The organism is Massilimicrobiota sp. An142, assembly GCF_002160725.1.
Taxonomy (GTDB): domain Bacteria; phylum Bacillota_I; class Bacilli_A; order Erysipelotrichales; family Coprobacillaceae; genus Allocoprobacillus; species Allocoprobacillus merdigallinarum.
This window is the reverse complement of sequence record NZ_NFLD01000025.1, coordinates 1-18,466: the sequence shown is the minus strand read 5'-3', so window position 1 is coordinate 18,466 and position 18,466 is coordinate 1. Positions and strand designations below refer to the sequence as shown.

Below are 18,466 nucleotides of genomic sequence, written 5' to 3'. Positions count from 1 at the left end.
AATAATTGATGATAAGATTTTACAAATCTCAAATATCTTCATATAATAAATCAAAGGAGTTGATGAAATAATGAAGTATATTGATGGACATATGCATCTAGAAAATGGGCCACTCACAAAAGAATATGTTTTACAATTTGTAGAAGCAGCACATCAAAAAGGATTAGATGAAATTCAGATTTTAGATCATACACATCGTTTTATTGAATTTGAACCTATCTATGAAAGACTCAAACAATACGATGTACAAAAGACATGGTTAGCAAATAAAGACATGAAATTTAAAGATCATTTAAGTGATTTCATTGATTTAATGAAAGATATCCAACAAATGGACTTGCCTGTTAAAGTGAAATATGGATTAGAAGTCTGTTATGTTCCAGAGTATGAGAACTTTTTAAAAGAATTATTAGGACAATATTCTTTTGATTTTCTGGTAGGTGCTATTCATTCTATTGATGGTATCTTATATGATATGAGTTTTTCAAAAGATTTATTATGGAATCGCTATGATGCCAATGATATCTATAAACGTTATTACGAACTTGTCTTTCAATTAATAGAATCACAATTATTTACCCAACTGGCACATCCAGATACGATTAAACTTTTTCAGATCTATCCTACATATGATTTAAAGCCAACTTATCAAAAGATGGCAGAGCTTTTAAAAGCACATCATATGAAAGCTGAAAACAATGTGGGATGTTATTATCGTTATCATCATCCGGATATGGGATTATCTCAGGAACTTTTACAGATTTTTAAAGACAATCATGTGGATTTGATTTATGCTTCTGATGCTCATCAGCCACAGGATGTAGGCAATTATATTCGTGAAGCAACATTACAGATGAACTAGTGAAAAGCTAGTTCTTTTTTGTTATAAAGATGAATATAGTTTAAAGGATGGGTGATAAATGGATGAAATTGTATACAATTTATATAAAAATAATTGCAAATTATGAAAAATTATAAAATCATTTGATAAATTTGTATAAATCATATATAATGACATCAATATTTTAAAAAGGAGGGTGTCGATATGACAACAAAAAGAGTTTATAACTTTTCAGCAGGTCCATCAACATTACCTGTATCTGTATTAGAAAAAATCGCTTCTCAAATGTTGAACTATAACGATAGTGGGATGAGCGTAATGGAAATGAGTCATCGATCATCATCCTATCTTGACATTTTTAATGAAACAAAAGCTATGTTAAAAAAGGTAATGAATATTCCTGATGATTATCAGATATTATTTATTCAAGGTGGGGCGACACAACAATTTTCAACGATTCCACTGAATTTGATGAAAAATGGAAAAGCTGATTATATCATTACAGGATCTTTTTCAAAGAAAGCTGCTCAGGAAGCAAAGAAATTTGGTGATGTGCATATTGTTTATGATGGCAGTGCACAGAACTTTAAACATATTCCAACTCAAGATGAATTAGATATAAGAGAAGATGCTTCTTATGTGCATTTATGTTCAAATAATACCATTTATGGTACGGAATGGAAGTATGTTCCAGATACACATGGAATACCTATTGTGGCTGATATGTCTTCTAATATTTTATCTCAGCCAATCAATGTGAATGATTATGGCATGATTTATGCTGGAGCACAGAAAAATATGGGGATTGCAGGATTGGGAGTTGTGATTGTCAGAGAAGATTTAATCAAGGACCATCAGGAAAAAATTCCAGTGCTGATGGAATATGATACAATCGCTCAAAATGATTCTATGTATAACACACCACCAACTTTTTCAATCTATGTATTAGGAGAAGTCTTAAAATGGATTGATTCTTTAGGTGGGTTAGAAGCTATGAAAAAAAGAAATGAAGAAAAAGCAAAGTTAATATATGATTATTTAGATCAGTCAGACTTTTATATTGCGCATAGTGATCCAGATAATCGTTCTTTAATGAATGTGACTTTTACTTGTCCTAATAAGGATTTAGATGCAAAGTTTGTGAAGGAATCAGTAGCAGCAGGGATGACGAATTTAAAAGGTCATCGTTCTGTAGGAGGTATTCGAGCTTCTATTTATAATGCAATGGAAAAAGAAGGCGTTGAAACATTAGTTGCCTTTATGAAAAAATTTGAAGAAGAAAATAGGTGATGAAAATGTATAAAATCAAATTAATGAATAAGATTTCTTCAGTAGGGACAGCGTTATTTAATCAGGATTATCTTGTTGGAGAAGATCAGAAGGATGAAGATGGAATTCTTGTCCGTTCTGCTACGTTACATGATTATGAGTTTCCACAATCATTAAAAGCTATTGCACGTGCAGGAGCAGGTGTCAACAATATTCCTATTGAAAAGTGCAGTGAACAGGGGATTGTTGTTTTTAATACACCAGGCGCAAATGCGAATGCTGTTAAAGAGTTGGTTTTATGTGCCTTGTTTTTATCTTCACGACAGATTGTTGAAGGCATTGACTGGGTCAAAACTTTAAAAGGACAGGAAAATGTAGGAAAACTGGTAGAAAAGGGGAAAAGTCAGTTTGTAGGTCCTGAGATTGATGGTAAGAAATTAGGGATTATTGGTTTAGGAGCTATTGGAGTCAATGTGGCGAATGCAGCGATTAAGTTAGGGATGGAAGTCTATGGCTATGATCCATATATTTCAGTAGATGCAGCATGGGGTATGAGTAAATGGGTCAAAAATGCTCAAAATGTTGATACGATTTTCACTGAATGTGATTATATTACATTGCATGCGCCAAGTACGCCAGAAACAAAAGGAATGATCAATCAAGAAAGTATTCAAAAAATGAAAGATGGAGTTCGTATTCTGAACTTTGCTAGAGCAGATTTGGTGAACTCTCAGGATATTCTAGATGGAATTGCTCAGGGGAAAATCAAAAAATATATAACAGACTTTGCGACAGAAGATATCATTGATCAAAAAGATGTGATTGTGATGCCTCATTTAGGTGCGTCTACACCTGAATCAGAAGATAATTGTGCAATCATGGCTGTTAGAGAAATGATGGATTATTTAGAAAATGGAAATATTACAAATTCTGTGAATCTTCCTTCAGTGAAAGAACCACGCACAACACAATATCGTATTTGTTTAATTCATAAAAATGTTCCTAATATGTTAGCTCAATTTGCGACAATTCTTGCGAATAAACATATCAATATTGAAAATATGGTCAATAAAGCTAAGGGTGAGTATGCTTATACAATGATTGATACACAAGATATTGCAGGGTTAGAAGAATTAGAAACTTTAGAAAATGTTATTAGAGTAAGAGTGATTAAATAAGGCTAAATCAAATTTTGACTTAGCCTTTTATTTATAGAAGAGATTATTTTTTTTTGCTAAAAGATTCATTTATGGTAAAATATTGTCAAAGGGGACTGATATTTATGAAGAAAATAATCATTTTGCTGGTAGCTTTCATGCTATCAGGGTGCTCTTCTCCAAAATCGACGGAAACAAAAGTGACACCAACACAAACAGAGCTGGAAATGACAGAGGTTTATACAATTGATAATCAGTTGGAATTTGAAATGATAAAAACGTCATTGACCGATGAGATTGCACCTGCTAATAAAAATAGAACATATCAATATTTAAAGCCAGCGGATAATCAACATATATTTATTGATATTATCGTGAGAACTCATAATTTATCAGAAAATGAGTATGAGTTATCAGATTTATATAGTGGAAACATTGAATTAAATAATGAAAAACATGATGTTCAGTTGGCTATAGAATCAATCCATTATACACAAATGAGTACCACAGATACTTTAAAACCACAAGAAGAACGCTATATACATCTTTATTGTGAAGTCGCCAAAAATAATACGAAACAACAGGCACAGCTAGCTCTTCAAGTTATGAACCAAAAAGATTATCAATATACTTTTTCTTTAGAAGAAGTACAGGAAGATAATCAAGTGAAGTCTATTGGTGATGTGATAAACTGTTCCAATTTACAAATCACCATATTAGATTGCCAGGAAAGTGAACGTATTGAGCCATCACAAAAAGGATTCTTTTATAGTTATCATCCTACCGATCGTGAAGACCAGATTTTTGTTGTGTTGTCATTAGAAATTCAAAATCAATCATCCCTGGATATAGATCCTGCAGAGTATATTTATTGTGAATATCAAATGAATGATGAAATCATTCATTCTCAAATTATTTTAGAGAGTGAGGATCATCAATCAATTTCAGAAAGTGGCAGTATATTAGCGGGACAGACAAGAACGCTTTATTTGGCTATGCCTATTTTAAAAACTCAGGCTGATACAGAGGGGACAATGACATTATTTGTAGAAGGAGATGTATTTGAAATTTATCAGTCCCAAAATTAAAGAAGCGTATAGACTTGAAAGTGGAGAATTTTCAAGTCTTTTCATGAACATCAATAATAGATTTTTTAGTCAATTCTGGTTTGTCAAATAAGAGATGAACAGGGACGTGTTTTTATTTTTCCTTGACAAAAAGAAGAATATAGGTGTATTATAACAGTGTTATATAACACTGTTACATATGGAGGTAGAAATGCAAGATACATCAAATTTGACACTGAATAAAATTCAACAGGCGGCTATTGATGAGTTTTTGGAAAAAGGATTTAGAGGAGCTTCTTTACGCCAAATTGTTAAACATGCCGGGGTGACAACAGGGGCATTTTACGGGTATTTTTCTAGTAAGGAGGCTTTGTTCGCTTCGATTGTCGAACCTCATGCACAGGCTTTGATGGCCCATTTCATGCAAGCACAACTCCAATTTGCTGATTTGCCAAAAGATGAACAACCTTCACATATGGGAATCGAATCGAGCGCATGTGTAGACTGGATGGTTGATTATATCTGTGATCATCGAGAACCGTTCAAACTTTTATTATTAAAGGCAGAAGGTACAAGTTATGAAAATTTTGTTCATAACATTGTTGAGGTTGAAGTGGAATATACGCTTAAATATATAGATGTTCTTAGAGAATTGGGACATAAGGTACCTAGACTTGACAGGACTTTATGTCATATTATTGCAAGTGGCATGTTTGGAGGAATCTTTGAAGTTGTTATTCATGATATTCCCAAAAATCAAGCTATGCGTGATGTAGGACAACTTCGAGCATTTTATACTGCTGGTTGGTTAGCATTAATGGAAGAAAAATAAATGAATGCAGCAACCTGCAATTTTTTACCTCTACAGTTAGCTTATGCTAACAACAGTGAGCGTTGATACAGGAGGGATAAGATGAAAGATAAGAAAAAGAGAACAATATCAATTTTATTAGCTTATGCTGGAAACTATAAAGCATTGACTTTTGTTGGTCTTGCTTTGTCAGCAATTTCGATGTTTTGTAGTATTGTGCCATATGTTTGTATTTGGCTTGTTGTGAGAGATTTGATTGTAGCAATGCCAAATTTCAGCAAAGTTCAAAATGTCCAAACCTATGGATGGATTGCCTTTGGCTTTGCTATGCTGGGGATTGTGCTTTATTTTATTGGTTTGTTATGTACCCATTTGGCAGCTTTTAGAACTGCGGAGAATATTCGAAAAATTGGGATGAATCATATCATGAAAGCACCTCTTGGTTATTTTGATAATAATGCTTCGGGACTTATTAGAGGAAGACTTGATAGTGCTGCTAATGATACGGAAACGCTTTTGGCACACAATTTGGCGGATATCATTGGAACAATCGTGTTATTTGCTGGTATGGTCATCTTAATGTTTGTATTTGATTGGCGTATGGGAGCGGCTTGTCTATTATCAGCGGTTATATCCATCGTTGCTATGTTTTCCATGATGGGAGGTAAAAATGCTAAACTGATGGAAGAATATCAGGCTGCACAGGATAGAATGACAAAAGCAGGAACAGAGTATGTCAGAGGTGTTCCGGTTGTTAAGATTTTTCAACAGACAGTTTATTCATTTAAGACTTTTAAAAAAGCAATTGAAGAATATAGCAATAAGGCTGAATATTATCAGGGAGAAGTTTGTCGTGTTCCCCAATCAATTAACCTGACATTTACTGAAGGAGCCTTTATCTTTTTAGTACCACTTGTCATTTTTCTAGTTCCAAGTACATTACATGATGGGAACTTCAGCAATCTTGTCATAAATTTCGTATTCTATGCTGTTTTTTCTGCTATCATTTCGACTGCATTGGCAAAGATTATGTTTGCATCATCGGGCATTATGCTGGCAAGTACAGCACTAAGCCGTATTGATTTAGTAATGAAAGCACCAACACTTGAAAAGTGTATTCATCCAAAAATGCCAGAAGACAATAGCGTGATTTTCAAAGATGTCAGTTTTACCTATGAAGGCTCAAGGACACCTGCGTTATCACATATATCCTTTAGAGTTGAACCAGGTCAAACTGTTGCACTTGTTGGTCCCTCAGGAGGTGGTAAAACAACGGCTGCCAGTTTGATTCCACGATTCTGGGATGTAAGCGAGGGTGTAGTTGAGGTAGGTCATGTTAATGTTAAAGAAATTGACCAGCATGTTCTCATGGATCAGGTTGCTTTTGTTTTCCAAAATACAAAGCTTTTTAAAACATCAATTTTGGAAAATGTTAAAATTGCTAATCCTAACGCCTCAGATGATGATGTTATGCATGCATTAAAGGCTGCAAGATGTAAGGATATTATTGATAAACTACCGAACGGTGTCCATACGATCATTGGAAGTGAAGGTACTTATCTCTCTGGAGGGGAACAGCAACGTATCGCTTTAGCTCGTGCCATTTTAAAGAATGCTCCAATCGTGGTATTGGATGAGGCTACTGCATTTGCTGATCCTGAGAATGAAGTTTTAATTCAAAAAGCTCTTAGTGTTTTATGCAAAGATCGAACAGTTATCATGATTGCTCATCGTTTATCAACTATTGTCAATGCGGATAAAATTATTGTTTTAGAAGAGGGACATATAATTGAAGAAGGTACTCATAAAGAATTATTAGATAAAAATGGTCTATATCATAAGATGTGGACTGATTATAATCAAGCAGTGAAATGGAAAATCACAAGTGGAAAGGAGGCAGCGTAGATGTTTGGAAAAAATTTTAAGCGAAAATATGCCTTAACAGAGAAAGGCGTTCAGAATGTCAAAAAGGGAACATTTTGGACAGTTATAGTAAATATTGTTGTTATGGGTGGTGTCAGTGTATTATATTTACTGATGAAAGATTTGGCGGCAGTTTTTATTGGTAATCAAACAGAAATGAATACAATAACAATTTTAATTTTATTAGTTGCATTTGTATTCTTATCATTTGTAACGCATCTTCAACAGTATACAGCCACTTATGGACTTGTTTATGGGGAAGTAAAAGCTACTAGAATTGCATTGGCTGAAAAACTTCGTCAATTACCTTTAGGATATTTTAATAAAAAGGATATTGCTGATTTAACAGAAACAATCATGGGAGATGTCAATCGTATGGAACATGTCTGGTCACATGTTTTAGGTTATTTGTATGGATCTTATATTTCAACTGGTATTATTGCTGTTTTCCTATTTATTTATGATTGGCGTTTAGCGATAGCCTGTCTTTGGGGTGTACCTGTCGCATTTGGACTTTTGTTTGGTTCACGCAAATGGACTTCAAAAGTCTCTGAAAAACTTAAACAAGCTGCAATTAAGGTATCTGATGGAATCCAGGAAACATTAGAAAATGTTAGAGAAATTAGAGCTACAAATCAAGAAAAGACTTATCTTCGAGGTCTATATCAAAAAATTGATGAGCATGAAAAGGTAATGGTAAAAGGAGAACTTGTGGCGGGTATATTTGTGAATGCTGCAAGTGTTATCATGCGTTTAGGTGTAGCAACGACAATTTTGGTTGGAGCACATTTGATTGTTCAAGGGCAAGTTGACTTCATGATACTGTTTATGTTTTTGTTGGTTATTACAAGAATTTATGCACCATTTGACCAAAGTTTAGCATTAATTGCAGAGATGTTTGTATCACAGGTATCAGCAAATCGTATGATGGAAATTTATGATACACCTGTTGCGTCAGGAAAAGAAACCTTTGAACCAAAAGGACATAACATTGAGTTTCATCATGTTTCCTTTGCCTATGATCTACAAGATGTTTTAAAAGATGTCAGTTTTACAGCAAAGGAAGGTGAAGTGACGGCTTTAGTTGGACCGTCTGGTTCTGGTAAAAGTACCTGTGCTAAACTAGCTGCACGTCTATTTGATGTTCAAAAGGGGAAGATAACAGTTGGTGGTGTTGACATAAATGAAGTTGATCCTGAAGTTTTGTTGAGTGACTATTCCATGGTATTTCAAGACGTTGTTTTATTTGATGACAGCATTAAAGAAAATATTCGTCTGGGAAAAAGAAACGCAACGGACGAAGAAGTATATCAAGCTGCAAAAGCGGCAAATTGTGATGAATTTGTTCAAAAACTACCAAATGGTTATGACACCCTTATTGGTGAAAATGGTGCAAAACTATCTGGAGGAGAAAGACAAAGAATTTCAATTGCAAGAGCACTTTTAAAAGATGCACCTATCATTTTATTAGATGAGGCAACTGCTAGTCTTGATGTTGAAAACGAAACAAAGATTCAAGAAGCTTTATCAAGACTATTAGCCAAAAAAACTGTGCTGGTTATTGCACATCGTATGCGAACTGTTCAATCTGCAGATAAAATCATTGTTTTAGAAGATGGAAAAGTGAAAGAAGAAGGAAGTCCAGAACAATTATATAAGCAAAATGGACTCTATCGTCATATGCTTGATTTACAAAATGAGAGTGCTCAATGGCAAATTGATTAATAAAAAAGTCCTCATATAGTTGATTTGACTATGTGAGGACTTTTTAACTAGTGATTGTTTTTCAAATATTTTATTCTATTCAATATCATATCATCTCTCATCAATGCAAAATTTTGTTTATGATAATCAAATAATATGTGACTGCATAAATCTTGATTAGATATATTTGGGAACTGTTCTCTGTATGATAGAATCATATTATCAAAATAATTAATTTGTACCGAAACAATTTGGTTATTTATTTTTAATCTTAAGGGTGCATTTTCTTGAATCAATTTTTCAGCAAATTTGATATATTGACTTGGGTCTATGATTTCAGCTTTTTTCATCAAGGTTACAAAATCATCAGGTGCAGTTAAAAACATCGTTACATATTTGTTGTTATGAAGTTTGGCAGATTGACATAAATATATCTGTTTATCATAAAGTTTTAATTGATATAAGATATAGCATATAATATAAAATCCTATTTTTTCATGGGCATAAGATGAAGTCCATATTCTGATTTGCTGATGATTTTTGAGTTGTGATAATATGTCTTTATAATTTTTAATCATCCTATGAAAATCATAATTGACTTTTAACTTTTGTAATGAAGTTATACGTTCTCCTAGATTTTTAACATTCAAAGAACCAATGGATAAATCATCATATAAATATATAATCCGATGAAAAGAATCAATAACATTTTCAGCTTGAAGAATTTTCAAAATATGATATGTATTGATATCAAAACATAATTCTAACATAATCATCTTACAATTGTGACATGTTCAGTATTGGTAATATGTCCACCATTAAGGACACGACCACTAACTAAAGACACTGTATAATCTAATGTACATTTGATTTTATGCCCTTTTGTAAATTTGTTTGTTCTCATAAAATTTTCCTCCTAAATATGGTGTAAAAGCTTTTACAATATTATCATATATTATGAGTTGGCCATGGTTAACTCTATTTTTTCTTGCTTTATAATCTTCTAAGTACTTATAAAATAGAATATTTTGGGTTTATAAAAGATGAGGGTGTGTGATTTAGAATACTAAATAGTTGAACATTATATTAATAAATGATATGAAATACTGATTTAATATATGACATTTTAATGTCGAAATAAGAATAACAAAATTATCATATAAGAGTATTTTATCACAAAATGCATGTTTAATGAGGTTTTCAATGAATATAATGATAATTGAAATCAAGTTAACTAAAGAAATTATTATACATGAATATATGAAAATAGCTACTTTTTTGCTTATATATATTGACAATGATAGGAAATGAGAGTATTCTAATGATGTGGTTAGTAAAGACTAACTTATATTTTTAACAAAGAGTTAGCATACACTAATATAAAGAAGGGATGATTATGATGCCATTAACATTAGCTGGTGTTGGAGAAGTGAATACAATTCGCAGAATAGGTGGCAATGAAGAAACAAGGCGTTTTTTGGAAAATCTTGGTTTCGTTGCTGGAAGTGAAATTACTGTTTTATCTGCCATTGAAGGTAATGTCATTGTCAATATTAAAGATTCTAGAATTGCCATTAACAAAGATATGGCACGTCATATCATGGTATAGCTTTTAGGGTATTTGAAAAGGGAGGAGAGATGATGATGAATTTAAGTGAAGCGAAAGTTGGAAGTACAGTCACTGTTACAAAAATAGAAGGGGACAGTGCTTATAAACGACGCATCATGGATATGGGAATCACTAAAGGAACGAGTCTATATATTAGAAAAGTTGCACCATTAGGTGATCCTGTAGAAATTACAGTCAGAGGATATGAATTATCTGTAAGAAAAATGGATGCGCAGTGTGTCCAAGTGAAATAGAGGGGGTATTGGATTATGAATATGAAAATTGCTCTTGCTGGTAACCCTAACTGTGGAAAGACAACAATGTTCAATGCTCTTACTGGAGCGAACCAATATGTTGGAAACTGGCCTGGTGTTACAGTAGAGAAAAAAGAAGGAAAATTAAAAGGGAAGAGAAAAGATGAAGATATCATTATTACCGACTTACCTGGTATTTATTCTCTTTCACCATATACATTAGAAGAAGTGGTCAGCCGTGATTATATTTTAAATGAAAATCCAGATGTTATTATTAATTTGGTTGATGCTACAAATATTGAAAGAAACTTATATTTAACAACACAATTGATTGAAACTGGGGTACCGGTTGTGATTGCTTTAAATATGGCAGATTTATTGAAAAAAAGAAATATCAAGATTGATACAAAACGTCTTTCAATGTTATTAAACTGTCCAATTATTGAAACATCTGCTTTAAAACAGACAGGGTTAAATGCTTTGATTGATGAAGCAATTAAAGTTGCGCGTAAAAAAGAAGTGGCTTTACCAAAAGATATCTTCTCTTCTGAATTGGAAAAAGCTATTGCAGAAGTTGAAAAATTGCTTCCTGTTTCTATAAGTGAAGGTAAAAAGAGATGGTATGCTGTTAAATTATTGGAAAATGATAGTAAAGTTGTTGAAAGTATTGGAAATCAAATTCAGAATAAAACTCTTATTGATCAACAACGTGAAGCATTGGAAAAGAAACATGATGATGATATGGAAAGTATTGTCACTGATGAACGTTATCAATTTATTCAAAAAATTATTTCTACAACTGTAAAAAAAGGTGGAGAAAAATTAACAGTATCAGATAAAATTGATAAAATTGTGACAAATCGTATTTTAGGTATTCCTATTTTTATTGCTGTGATGTTTATTGTTTATTATGTATCTGTCACAACAGTAGGAACTTGGGTGACAGATTGGACAAATGATGTCTTTGTTGTGGCCATTCAGGATGCTGTTGGATCTTTCTTGACAAGTATTGGAACTGGAGAAGTTGTTCAGGGACTTGTTGTCGATGGAATTATTGGTGGTTTAGGAGCTGTACTTGGTTTCGTACCACAGATGGCTATTTTATTCTTATTCCTATCCATTTTAGAAGATTGTGGATACATGGTTCGTATTGCATTTGTGATGGATCGTGTGTTTAGACATTTTGGATTATCTGGAAAGAGCTTTATTCCATTATTAATTTCTTCAGGATGTGGTATTCCAGGAATCATGGCTTCTAAAACAATTGAACAGGATAATGATCGTCGTTTAACAATCATGACAGCCACTTTCATTCCATGTGGTGCGAAGCTTCCTGTTATTGCACTGATGGGTGGTGTGATTGCAGGAGAAGCAGCTGGATATACAGAAAGTTCATTTGTTGCGCCAATGATGTACTTTATGGGAATTGTTGCCGTATTGGTTGCTGCTATTATTTTGAAGAAAACAAAACCATTCTCTGGAAAACCTGCACCATTTGTTATGGAATTGCCACAATATCATATTCCATCTGCCAAAACAGTTTTATTACATGTATGGGAAAGATTAAAAGGATTTATTATTAAAGCTGGAACAATCTTGTTCTTAGCTTGTGTTGTGATGTGGTTCTTAGGTGCTTATGGATTTGTAGATGGACAATTTGGACTAGTAGAGAGTGGCGATAGTTTATTAGCAATGATTGGTGGATTGATTGCTCCAATCTTTGCACCACTTGGATTTGGAAACTGGCAGGCAGTGGCTGCTTCGCTTTCAGGATTTACAGCGAAAGAAGCGATTGTTTCAACAATGGGATTATTGGCGAATGTTGCTGGAGATGTCGAAGATGCAGTCAATGTTGCTCAAGGTGTCCAAGCATGGTTCCCTACAACTTTATCTGCTTTATCATTCTTGATTTTCAACTTATTAGATTCACCATGTCTTGCGGCTATTGCAACTATGGCTCAACAGATGCAATCTCGTAAATGGTTCTGGTTTGCCATCATTTTCCAAAATGTCTTCGCTTATGTTGTATGTTTATGTATTTATCAGATTGGAACATTCCTGATGGGAGGAGCCTTTGGAATCTGGACTGCTATTGCATTTGTCTTAGCAGCTGTGATATTATTCTTATTGTTTAGACCTGATCCATATAAAAATCAAAAAGTTTATTCAAGAAGATCGGTTCAAGTGAATTCATAATCAAATAACTGGATACCTTGGTGTCCAGTTTTGACATATCAAAGGAGTTGAAAGAAATGGCAGATATGATTGTACTTATATTAATAATAGGATATTGTGGATTTGTCATTTTTCAGCGACATCGTCAAAAGAAGAATGGGACACAAAATGGATGTCGTGGAATATGCGATGGATGTAGTGGGTGTGGAGATTTGAGTCATTTAAAAGAAACATATTTTGCTGATAAAATGAAAAAAGAAAGGAAATTATAGATGGGTAATTCAACAGGTTCAATGTTTTATATGTTCATCATTGTGATTGGTGTTTATATTATAGGAATGTTAGCCTTTCTAGGATTTCAACGAATAAAGAAGTGGTTTCATAAGCGTCGTGATTTAAAGTTCCAGGAAAGAAGGGATCGTCATGGTTGATGCCATTATTATCATTATTGTGATTGTCTTATTAGGATTTGCATTAAAAGGAAGTATAAAACATTTTAAAGGTGAAGGAGCATGTTGTGGAGGAAGTCATGAAAGTTTAGATATGCAAGAAAAGAAATTGACTTCACCTGTTATTGGGAAGAAATTATTAAAAATTGAAGGAATGCATTGTGATCACTGTGCCAAACAGGTCATGGATGCTATAAATAAGATTGATGGAGTTAGTGCAAAGGTTGATCTTCAATCACAGACAGCGACGATTTTCTATGATCGAGAAATCAATGATAATGAGCTATATCAGGCTGTAAAAAGTGCTGGTTATCATATTCAATCAATAAGTTGTTCATAGAAAAGTATTGAAGAGGATCATAATCAAGAGATGTTATAGATGATATGTTTTATAACATCTTTTTTAATATGTTTTGATAGCTGAATCAACAAGGAAAACAATGAATTTATTGATTAAAAAATCATAAAAACTATTGACAAATTTATTATATATAGTATACTGATTATAGAGTTAGTTAAAGCTAACTATTAATAATATCTAAAAGTTAGCAAATCCTAACCGATATATCTAAGCGTGTAAAGATATATAAAGAATAAAAGAGGATATGAATGATAGAAATAGTTGCCCTCATACTCCTATTCATCGTCATTTTAGATTAAAAAGCCAGATTAGATCTAGACATACTTGTAACTATGATATATTCTATCCTTTAACAGACACATTTTGTGTATGATGAAAAGTAATCTTCGGATTACTTTTTTTCTTTGGTATATAAAGTTGCGTTTGAAAGTTGAATGTGATAATCTAAATGTTAAGGTGATGAATATGAAGAAAATGGAATTGCGTCATACAAAAATATTGGAGTTATTAACTGAAAAGAATAAAGTGGATGTTACAGAATTATCTCAAAATCTTGGTGTGTCACAAGTGACAATACGTAAAGATTTGGATATGCTAGAGAAAAAAGGATTGATTGTTAGAGAACATGGCTTTGCGACGCTGAATGGACAGGATGATATGAATAATAGATTAGCCTATCATTATGATATTAAACAACAATTAGCCAAATCAGCTTGTCAGATGATTGAAGATGGTGAAACAATTATGATTGAATCTGGTTCCTGTTGTGCCTTACTAGCTCAAGAGATTGCTTCAACAAAAAAAGATGTTACAATTATTACGAATTCTTCTTTTATTGCTGATTACATTCGTCAATATTCTCAAGTCAAACTGATTTTACTTGGCGGAGAATATCAAAAAGAAGCACAGGTTGTTGTAGGTCCAATGACAAGACGTTGCGTTGAAGCGTTCTTTGTTGATAAGTTTTTTATTGGTACAGATGGTTTTTCAAAAAATACGGGATTTACTGGAAATGATTATATGCGTAGTGAAACAGTGCGAGATATGGCTCGTCAGGCTGCTCATGTGATTGTTGTGACAGAGTCTTCTAAGTTTCAACAAGTAGGTTTGGTTAATTTATTGCCCACACAAGATGTCTATTGTGTTGTTACAGATGGAATGATTCCTCAAGAAAGTGAAGAATATTTACAAAGTCAAAATGTGATTGTCAAAAAGGTATAATAAAAGGAGCAATGCTCCTAAATAAAACAATCTAAACCTTCATCAATAAAAATTTGCTGATAATCTTTTAAGTCCTCATTATGGAGGGCTTTTTGATTTTTATAGGTATATTCTTTATTCAACATGTCATATTTTTTTTCACCAAATTGATGGAAAGGCAAGAGTTGCACACGTTTTAATCCAATCTTATGTAACATTCCAGCAAGTCCTCTTGCATCTTCTAAAGAATAATTGAAATCAGGAATGACAGGGATACGTGGTAATATGTCTATACCCTGTTGAAAAGCCCAGGTTAAGTTTTTTATAATCAGTTCATTATGAACGCCAGTTTTTAAGAAATGTTGTTGACTGTCGTGGTGTTTGACATCAAATAATAAAAGGTCAAACTGTGGAGCTAAATGTTGAAATGTTTCTTCTGGAACATATCCTGTTGTTTCAATTGCAGTATGGATATGTTCTTTTTTTAATGCCTGAATGAGTGCTTCAACGAATTGGGGTTGTCCCATACCTTCACCACCAGAAATCGTCACGCCACCTTGAGATTCTTCATAAAAAGGAAGATCCTGTTTGCAGATACGAACAATTTCATCAATGTCCTGATACTCTCCTTCACATGATAAAGAATGTGAAGGACATTGCTGAACACATTGTAAACAACCAATACATTGATCAAAATGAACATGGATATATCCATCCTGAAATGAGATTGCTTGTTGAGGACAAGTTTTTACACAATGGCAACAATGTAAACATGTGTCGTGATGACATAGAATCTGTATATTTTCATTTTGTGATTCCGGATTAGAACACCACTCACATCTTAATGGACAACCTTTTAAAAAGACTGTTGTACGGATACCAGGGCCATCATGAATACTAAATTTTTGAATATTAAAAATGATACCTTTTGTCATAGTCATTCTCCTTTTGACTATATGTTATCACAAATGTTTTAAATAGTAAATAAATAAGTTTCAAATGAAATATAATATGTTTTTGTTCAAATAAATATTGACTTTAATTAGATATATGTTAAGATATATTTGAAAATGAAACACATAAAACTTTCAAATGAAATAAAAAGGAGAAGAAAAATGAAGAATGTTGAACATTTTGGTGATTTAACACCACGTATGAATCATTTTAGAGAAGCTGTATTGGATAAGAAACCTTATATTGATGCTCAGCGTGCATTGCTTGTGACAGAAGCTTATGAGAAATATAAGAATCAGACACCTGTCATGAAACGTGCCTATATGTTAAAAAACATATTGGAAAAAATGTCTATTTATATTGAAGATGAAACTTTAATTGTAGGAAATCAGGCTTCATCAAATAAAGATGCACCGATCTTTCCTGAGTATACAATGAAGTTTGTTATGGATGAATTAGATACATTTGAAAAACGTGATGGAGATGTTTTCTATATTACAGAAGAAACAAAAGAAGCTTTACGTTCTATTGCGCCATTTTGGGAAAATAATAATCTAAGAGCTAAAGGTGAAGCTTTACTTCCTGAAGAAGTCAGTGTCTTTATGGAAACAGGATTTTTTGGTATGGAAGGAAAACTGAATTCAGGAGATGCTCATTTGGCTGTTGAATATCAAAAAGTCTTAGAAATCGGTTTAAAAGGTTATGAAGACAGAGTTTTAGATATCAAAAATCATTTGGATTTATGTGTTCCTGAAAATCTTAATAAATATCAATTTTATAATGCAGTATTGATTGTTATTGAAGCAGTCAAAACATTTGCAAAGCGTTTTAGTGTTCTAGCAAAAGAAAAAGCTGAAAAAGAAACAGGAAAAAGAAAAGAAGAATTATTGGAAATCAGTCGTATTTGTGACAAAGTGCCTTATCAGCCAGCTCAAACATTTCATGAAGCGATTCAATCAGTATGGTTTATTCAATTGATTTTACAGATTGAATCTAATGGACATTCATTATCATATGGTCGCTTTGATCAATATATGTATCCTTATTTAAAACATGATTTAGATAACAATATTATCACAGAAGATGAAGCAGTTGAATTATTGACAAATTTATGGATTAAAACTCTCACAATCAATAAAGTCCGTAGTCAGGCTCATACATTTTCAAGTGCTGGAAGCCCAATGTATCAAAATGTGACAATTGGAGGACAGACAACAGATAAAAAAGATGCGGTGAATCAATTATCTTTCTTAGTTTTGAAGTCAGTGGCACAAACAAGATTGCCTCAGCCAAACTTAACGGTGAGATACCATGCTCATATCAATCAGGAATTCTTTGATGAAGCTATTGAAGTGATGAAATTAGGAACTGGTATGCCAGCCTTTAATAATGATGAAGTGATTATTCCTTCATTTATTGAAAAAGGTGTCAAAGAAGAAGATGCTTATAACTATTCTGCAATTGGTTGCGTGGAAACAGCAGTGCCAGGAAAATGGGGTTATCGTTGTACAGGTATGAGTTATATGAATTTCCCAAGAATTTTATTAATTGCGATGAATAATGGGGTGGATATGACTTCTGGAAAACGTTTTGTAAAAGAATGTGGTTATTTTACAGAAATGAAATCTTATGAAGAATTGATGCAGGCATGGGATCAGGTGGTTAGAGAATTAACACGTATGAGTGTGATTGTTGAAAATGCAATTGATTTAGCTTCTGAAAAAGATGTTCCTGATGTTTTGTGCTCAGCCCTTACTGAAGATTGTATTGGTCGTGGAAAGACAATTAAAGAAGGTGGAGCTGTCTATGATTTCATTTCAGGATTGCAGGTAGGTATTGCGAATATGGCTGATAGTCTGGCAGCAATTAAGAAACTTGTCTTTGATGAAAAGAAAATCACTCAACAACAATTATGGGATGCTTTAGTTGATGATTTTCAAAGTGAAGAAAGTCAAAGAATTCAAAGAATGTTGATTGAAGAAGCGCCTAAATATGGTAATGATAATGATGAAGTGGATCAGTTGGTCGTTGATGCCTATGCATCTTATATTGATGAAATGAAAAAGTATCCAAATACGCGTTATGGTAGAGGGCCAATTGGAGGTATTCGTTATGCTGGAACATCCTCTATTTCCGCTAATGTAGGGCAGGGATTTGGAACGATGGCAACACCAGATGGCAGACATGCTCATACACCATTGGCAGAAGGATGTTCACCAGCGCATAGTTGTGATAAAAGTGGTCCAACAGCGGTCTTTAAATCTGTGTCCAAATTACCAACTCATGAAATTACGGGTGGTGTTTTATTGAATCAGAAAGTAACACCACAGATGTTATCAACAGAAGAAAATAAACAGAAATTAGAAATGTTGATGAAAACATTCTTTAATAGATTAGAAGGATATCATGTTCAATATAATGTTGTGTCTAAAGAAACTTTAATTGATGCTCAAAAACATCCAGAAAAGCATAAGGATTTAATTGTGCGAGTGGCAGGATATTCAGCTTTCTTTAATGTGTTATCAAAAGCAACACAAGATGATATTATTGGAAGAACAGAACAAAGTTTATAGGGAGAAGATTATGGAATTTATTATTGATACAGTTGATTTAGAAGAAATTAAGGAAGCCGTTGCTTATATGCCTATCGTAGGTGTTACAAGCAATCCTTCTATTGTCAAGAAGACAAGCC

General features: G+C 33.1%; 19 protein-coding genes. 16 read left to right on the top strand and 3 right to left on the bottom strand.

The features are described from left to right. Nucleotides 1-70: 70 nt before the first annotated feature. The 7 genes from B5E87_RS10540 to B5E87_RS10510 all read left to right on the top strand — a co-directional run bounded on the left by B5E87_RS10540 (nucleotide 71) and on the right by B5E87_RS10510 (nucleotide 8,793). Entirely contained in the window at nucleotides 71-862 is a 792-nt protein-coding gene (locus B5E87_RS10540) for a PHP domain-containing protein (protein WP_087244884.1), read from the top strand. Between the two features lie 183 nt (nucleotides 863-1,045). After that, entirely contained in the window at nucleotides 1,046-2,131 is a 1,086-nt protein-coding gene (gene serC / locus B5E87_RS10535) for a 3-phosphoserine/phosphohydroxythreonine transaminase (RefSeq protein ID WP_087244883.1), read from the top strand. Nucleotides 2,132-2,136: 5 nt separating this feature from the next. Further along, nucleotides 2,137-3,288: a phosphoglycerate dehydrogenase gene (locus B5E87_RS10530; RefSeq protein ID WP_087244882.1), complete on the top strand. Its 1,152-nt coding sequence runs from the start codon at nucleotides 2,137-2,139 to the stop codon at nucleotides 3,286-3,288. Between the two features lie 104 nt (nucleotides 3,289-3,392). Further along, nucleotides 3,393-4,355, top strand: coding sequence for a putative periplasmic lipoprotein (locus B5E87_RS10525; protein ID WP_087244881.1), 963 nt, complete (start codon nucleotides 3,393-3,395; stop codon nucleotides 4,353-4,355). 190 nt (nucleotides 4,356-4,545) lie between these two features. Continuing rightward, nucleotides 4,546-5,166: a TetR/AcrR family transcriptional regulator gene (locus tag B5E87_RS10520; protein WP_087244880.1), complete on the top strand. Its 621-nt coding sequence runs from the start codon at nucleotides 4,546-4,548 to the stop codon at nucleotides 5,164-5,166. Between the two features lie 81 nt (nucleotides 5,167-5,247). Continuing rightward, a complete protein-coding gene (locus B5E87_RS10515; RefSeq protein WP_087244879.1) occupies nucleotides 5,248-7,050 on the top strand; it encodes an ABC transporter ATP-binding protein in 1,803 nt (600 codons plus the stop codon). Further along, on the top strand, nucleotides 7,051-8,793 hold the full coding sequence (locus B5E87_RS10510; RefSeq protein ID WP_087244878.1) for an ABC transporter ATP-binding protein: 1,743 nt from the start codon (nucleotides 7,051-7,053) through the stop codon (nucleotides 8,791-8,793). 47 nt (nucleotides 8,794-8,840) lie between these two features. Here the strand turns inward: B5E87_RS10510 and B5E87_RS10505 are convergent, their stop codons facing one another. Both B5E87_RS10505 and B5E87_RS15590 read right to left on the bottom strand, forming a co-directional pair. Further along, nucleotides 8,841-9,542, bottom strand: coding sequence for a DUF1835 domain-containing protein (locus tag B5E87_RS10505; RefSeq protein WP_158095603.1), 702 nt, complete (start codon nucleotides 9,540-9,542; stop codon nucleotides 8,841-8,843). Between the two features lie 2 nt (nucleotides 9,543-9,544). Then, nucleotides 9,545-9,676: a hypothetical protein gene (locus tag B5E87_RS15590; protein ID WP_255374760.1), complete on the bottom strand. Its 132-nt coding sequence runs from the start codon at nucleotides 9,674-9,676 to the stop codon at nucleotides 9,545-9,547. 492 nt (nucleotides 9,677-10,168) lie between these two features. Between B5E87_RS15590 and B5E87_RS10500 the strand changes: the two genes are divergently transcribed. The 7 genes from B5E87_RS10500 (at nucleotide 10,169) to B5E87_RS10475 (ending at nucleotide 14,841) form a co-directional block, all read left to right on the top strand. After that, on the top strand, nucleotides 10,169-10,381 hold the full coding sequence (locus B5E87_RS10500) for a FeoA family protein (RefSeq protein WP_204209694.1): 213 nt from the start codon (nucleotides 10,169-10,171) through the stop codon (nucleotides 10,379-10,381). Between the two features lie 35 nt (nucleotides 10,382-10,416). Then, nucleotides 10,417-10,635 carry a FeoA family protein gene (locus tag B5E87_RS10495; protein WP_087244908.1) on the top strand — a complete coding sequence of 73 codons (219 nt, stop codon included), beginning with the start codon at nucleotides 10,417-10,419 and terminating at the stop codon, nucleotides 10,633-10,635. Between the two features lie 15 nt (nucleotides 10,636-10,650). Further along, nucleotides 10,651-12,831, top strand: coding sequence for a ferrous iron transport protein B (gene feoB, locus B5E87_RS10490; RefSeq protein ID WP_087244876.1), 2,181 nt, complete (start codon nucleotides 10,651-10,653; stop codon nucleotides 12,829-12,831). A gap of 56 nt (nucleotides 12,832-12,887) precedes the next feature. After that, complete coding sequence (locus B5E87_RS10485; RefSeq protein WP_087244875.1) at nucleotides 12,888-13,082, top strand: FeoB-associated Cys-rich membrane protein; 195 nt, start codon at nucleotides 12,888-12,890, stop codon at nucleotides 13,080-13,082. Beyond that, complete coding sequence (locus tag B5E87_RS15205; protein ID WP_164483499.1) at nucleotides 13,083-13,241, top strand: hypothetical protein; 159 nt, start codon at nucleotides 13,083-13,085, stop codon at nucleotides 13,239-13,241. After that, complete coding sequence (locus B5E87_RS10480) at nucleotides 13,234-13,599, top strand: heavy-metal-associated domain-containing protein (protein ID WP_087244874.1); 366 nt, start codon at nucleotides 13,234-13,236, stop codon at nucleotides 13,597-13,599. The genes B5E87_RS15205 and B5E87_RS10480 overlap by 8 nt, the downstream gene beginning before the upstream one ends. A 495-nt stretch (nucleotides 13,600-14,094) precedes the next feature. Then, nucleotides 14,095-14,841 (top strand): DeoR/GlpR family DNA-binding transcription regulator, encoded by a 747-nt coding sequence (locus B5E87_RS10475; protein ID WP_087244907.1) that lies wholly within the window; start codon nucleotides 14,095-14,097, stop codon nucleotides 14,839-14,841. A gap of 17 nt (nucleotides 14,842-14,858) precedes the next feature. On the opposite strand, the gene B5E87_RS10470 is transcribed toward B5E87_RS10475, so the two are convergent. Further along, nucleotides 14,859-15,755: a glycyl-radical enzyme activating protein gene (locus B5E87_RS10470; protein ID WP_087244873.1), complete on the bottom strand. Its 897-nt coding sequence runs from the start codon at nucleotides 15,753-15,755 to the stop codon at nucleotides 14,859-14,861. A 180-nt stretch (nucleotides 15,756-15,935) separates the two neighbouring features. On the opposite strand from B5E87_RS10470, the gene B5E87_RS10465 reads away from it, so the two are divergent. Beyond that, the gene (locus B5E87_RS10465; protein WP_087244872.1) at nucleotides 15,936-18,347 is read left to right on the top strand and encodes a glycyl radical protein; all 2,412 of its coding nucleotides are present in this window, start codon (nucleotides 15,936-15,938) and stop codon (nucleotides 18,345-18,347) included. A 10-nt stretch (nucleotides 18,348-18,357) separates the two neighbouring features. Further along, on the top strand, nucleotides 18,358-18,466 hold a 109-nt coding region (locus B5E87_RS14905), incomplete at its 3' end, for a transaldolase family protein (protein ID WP_275112312.1).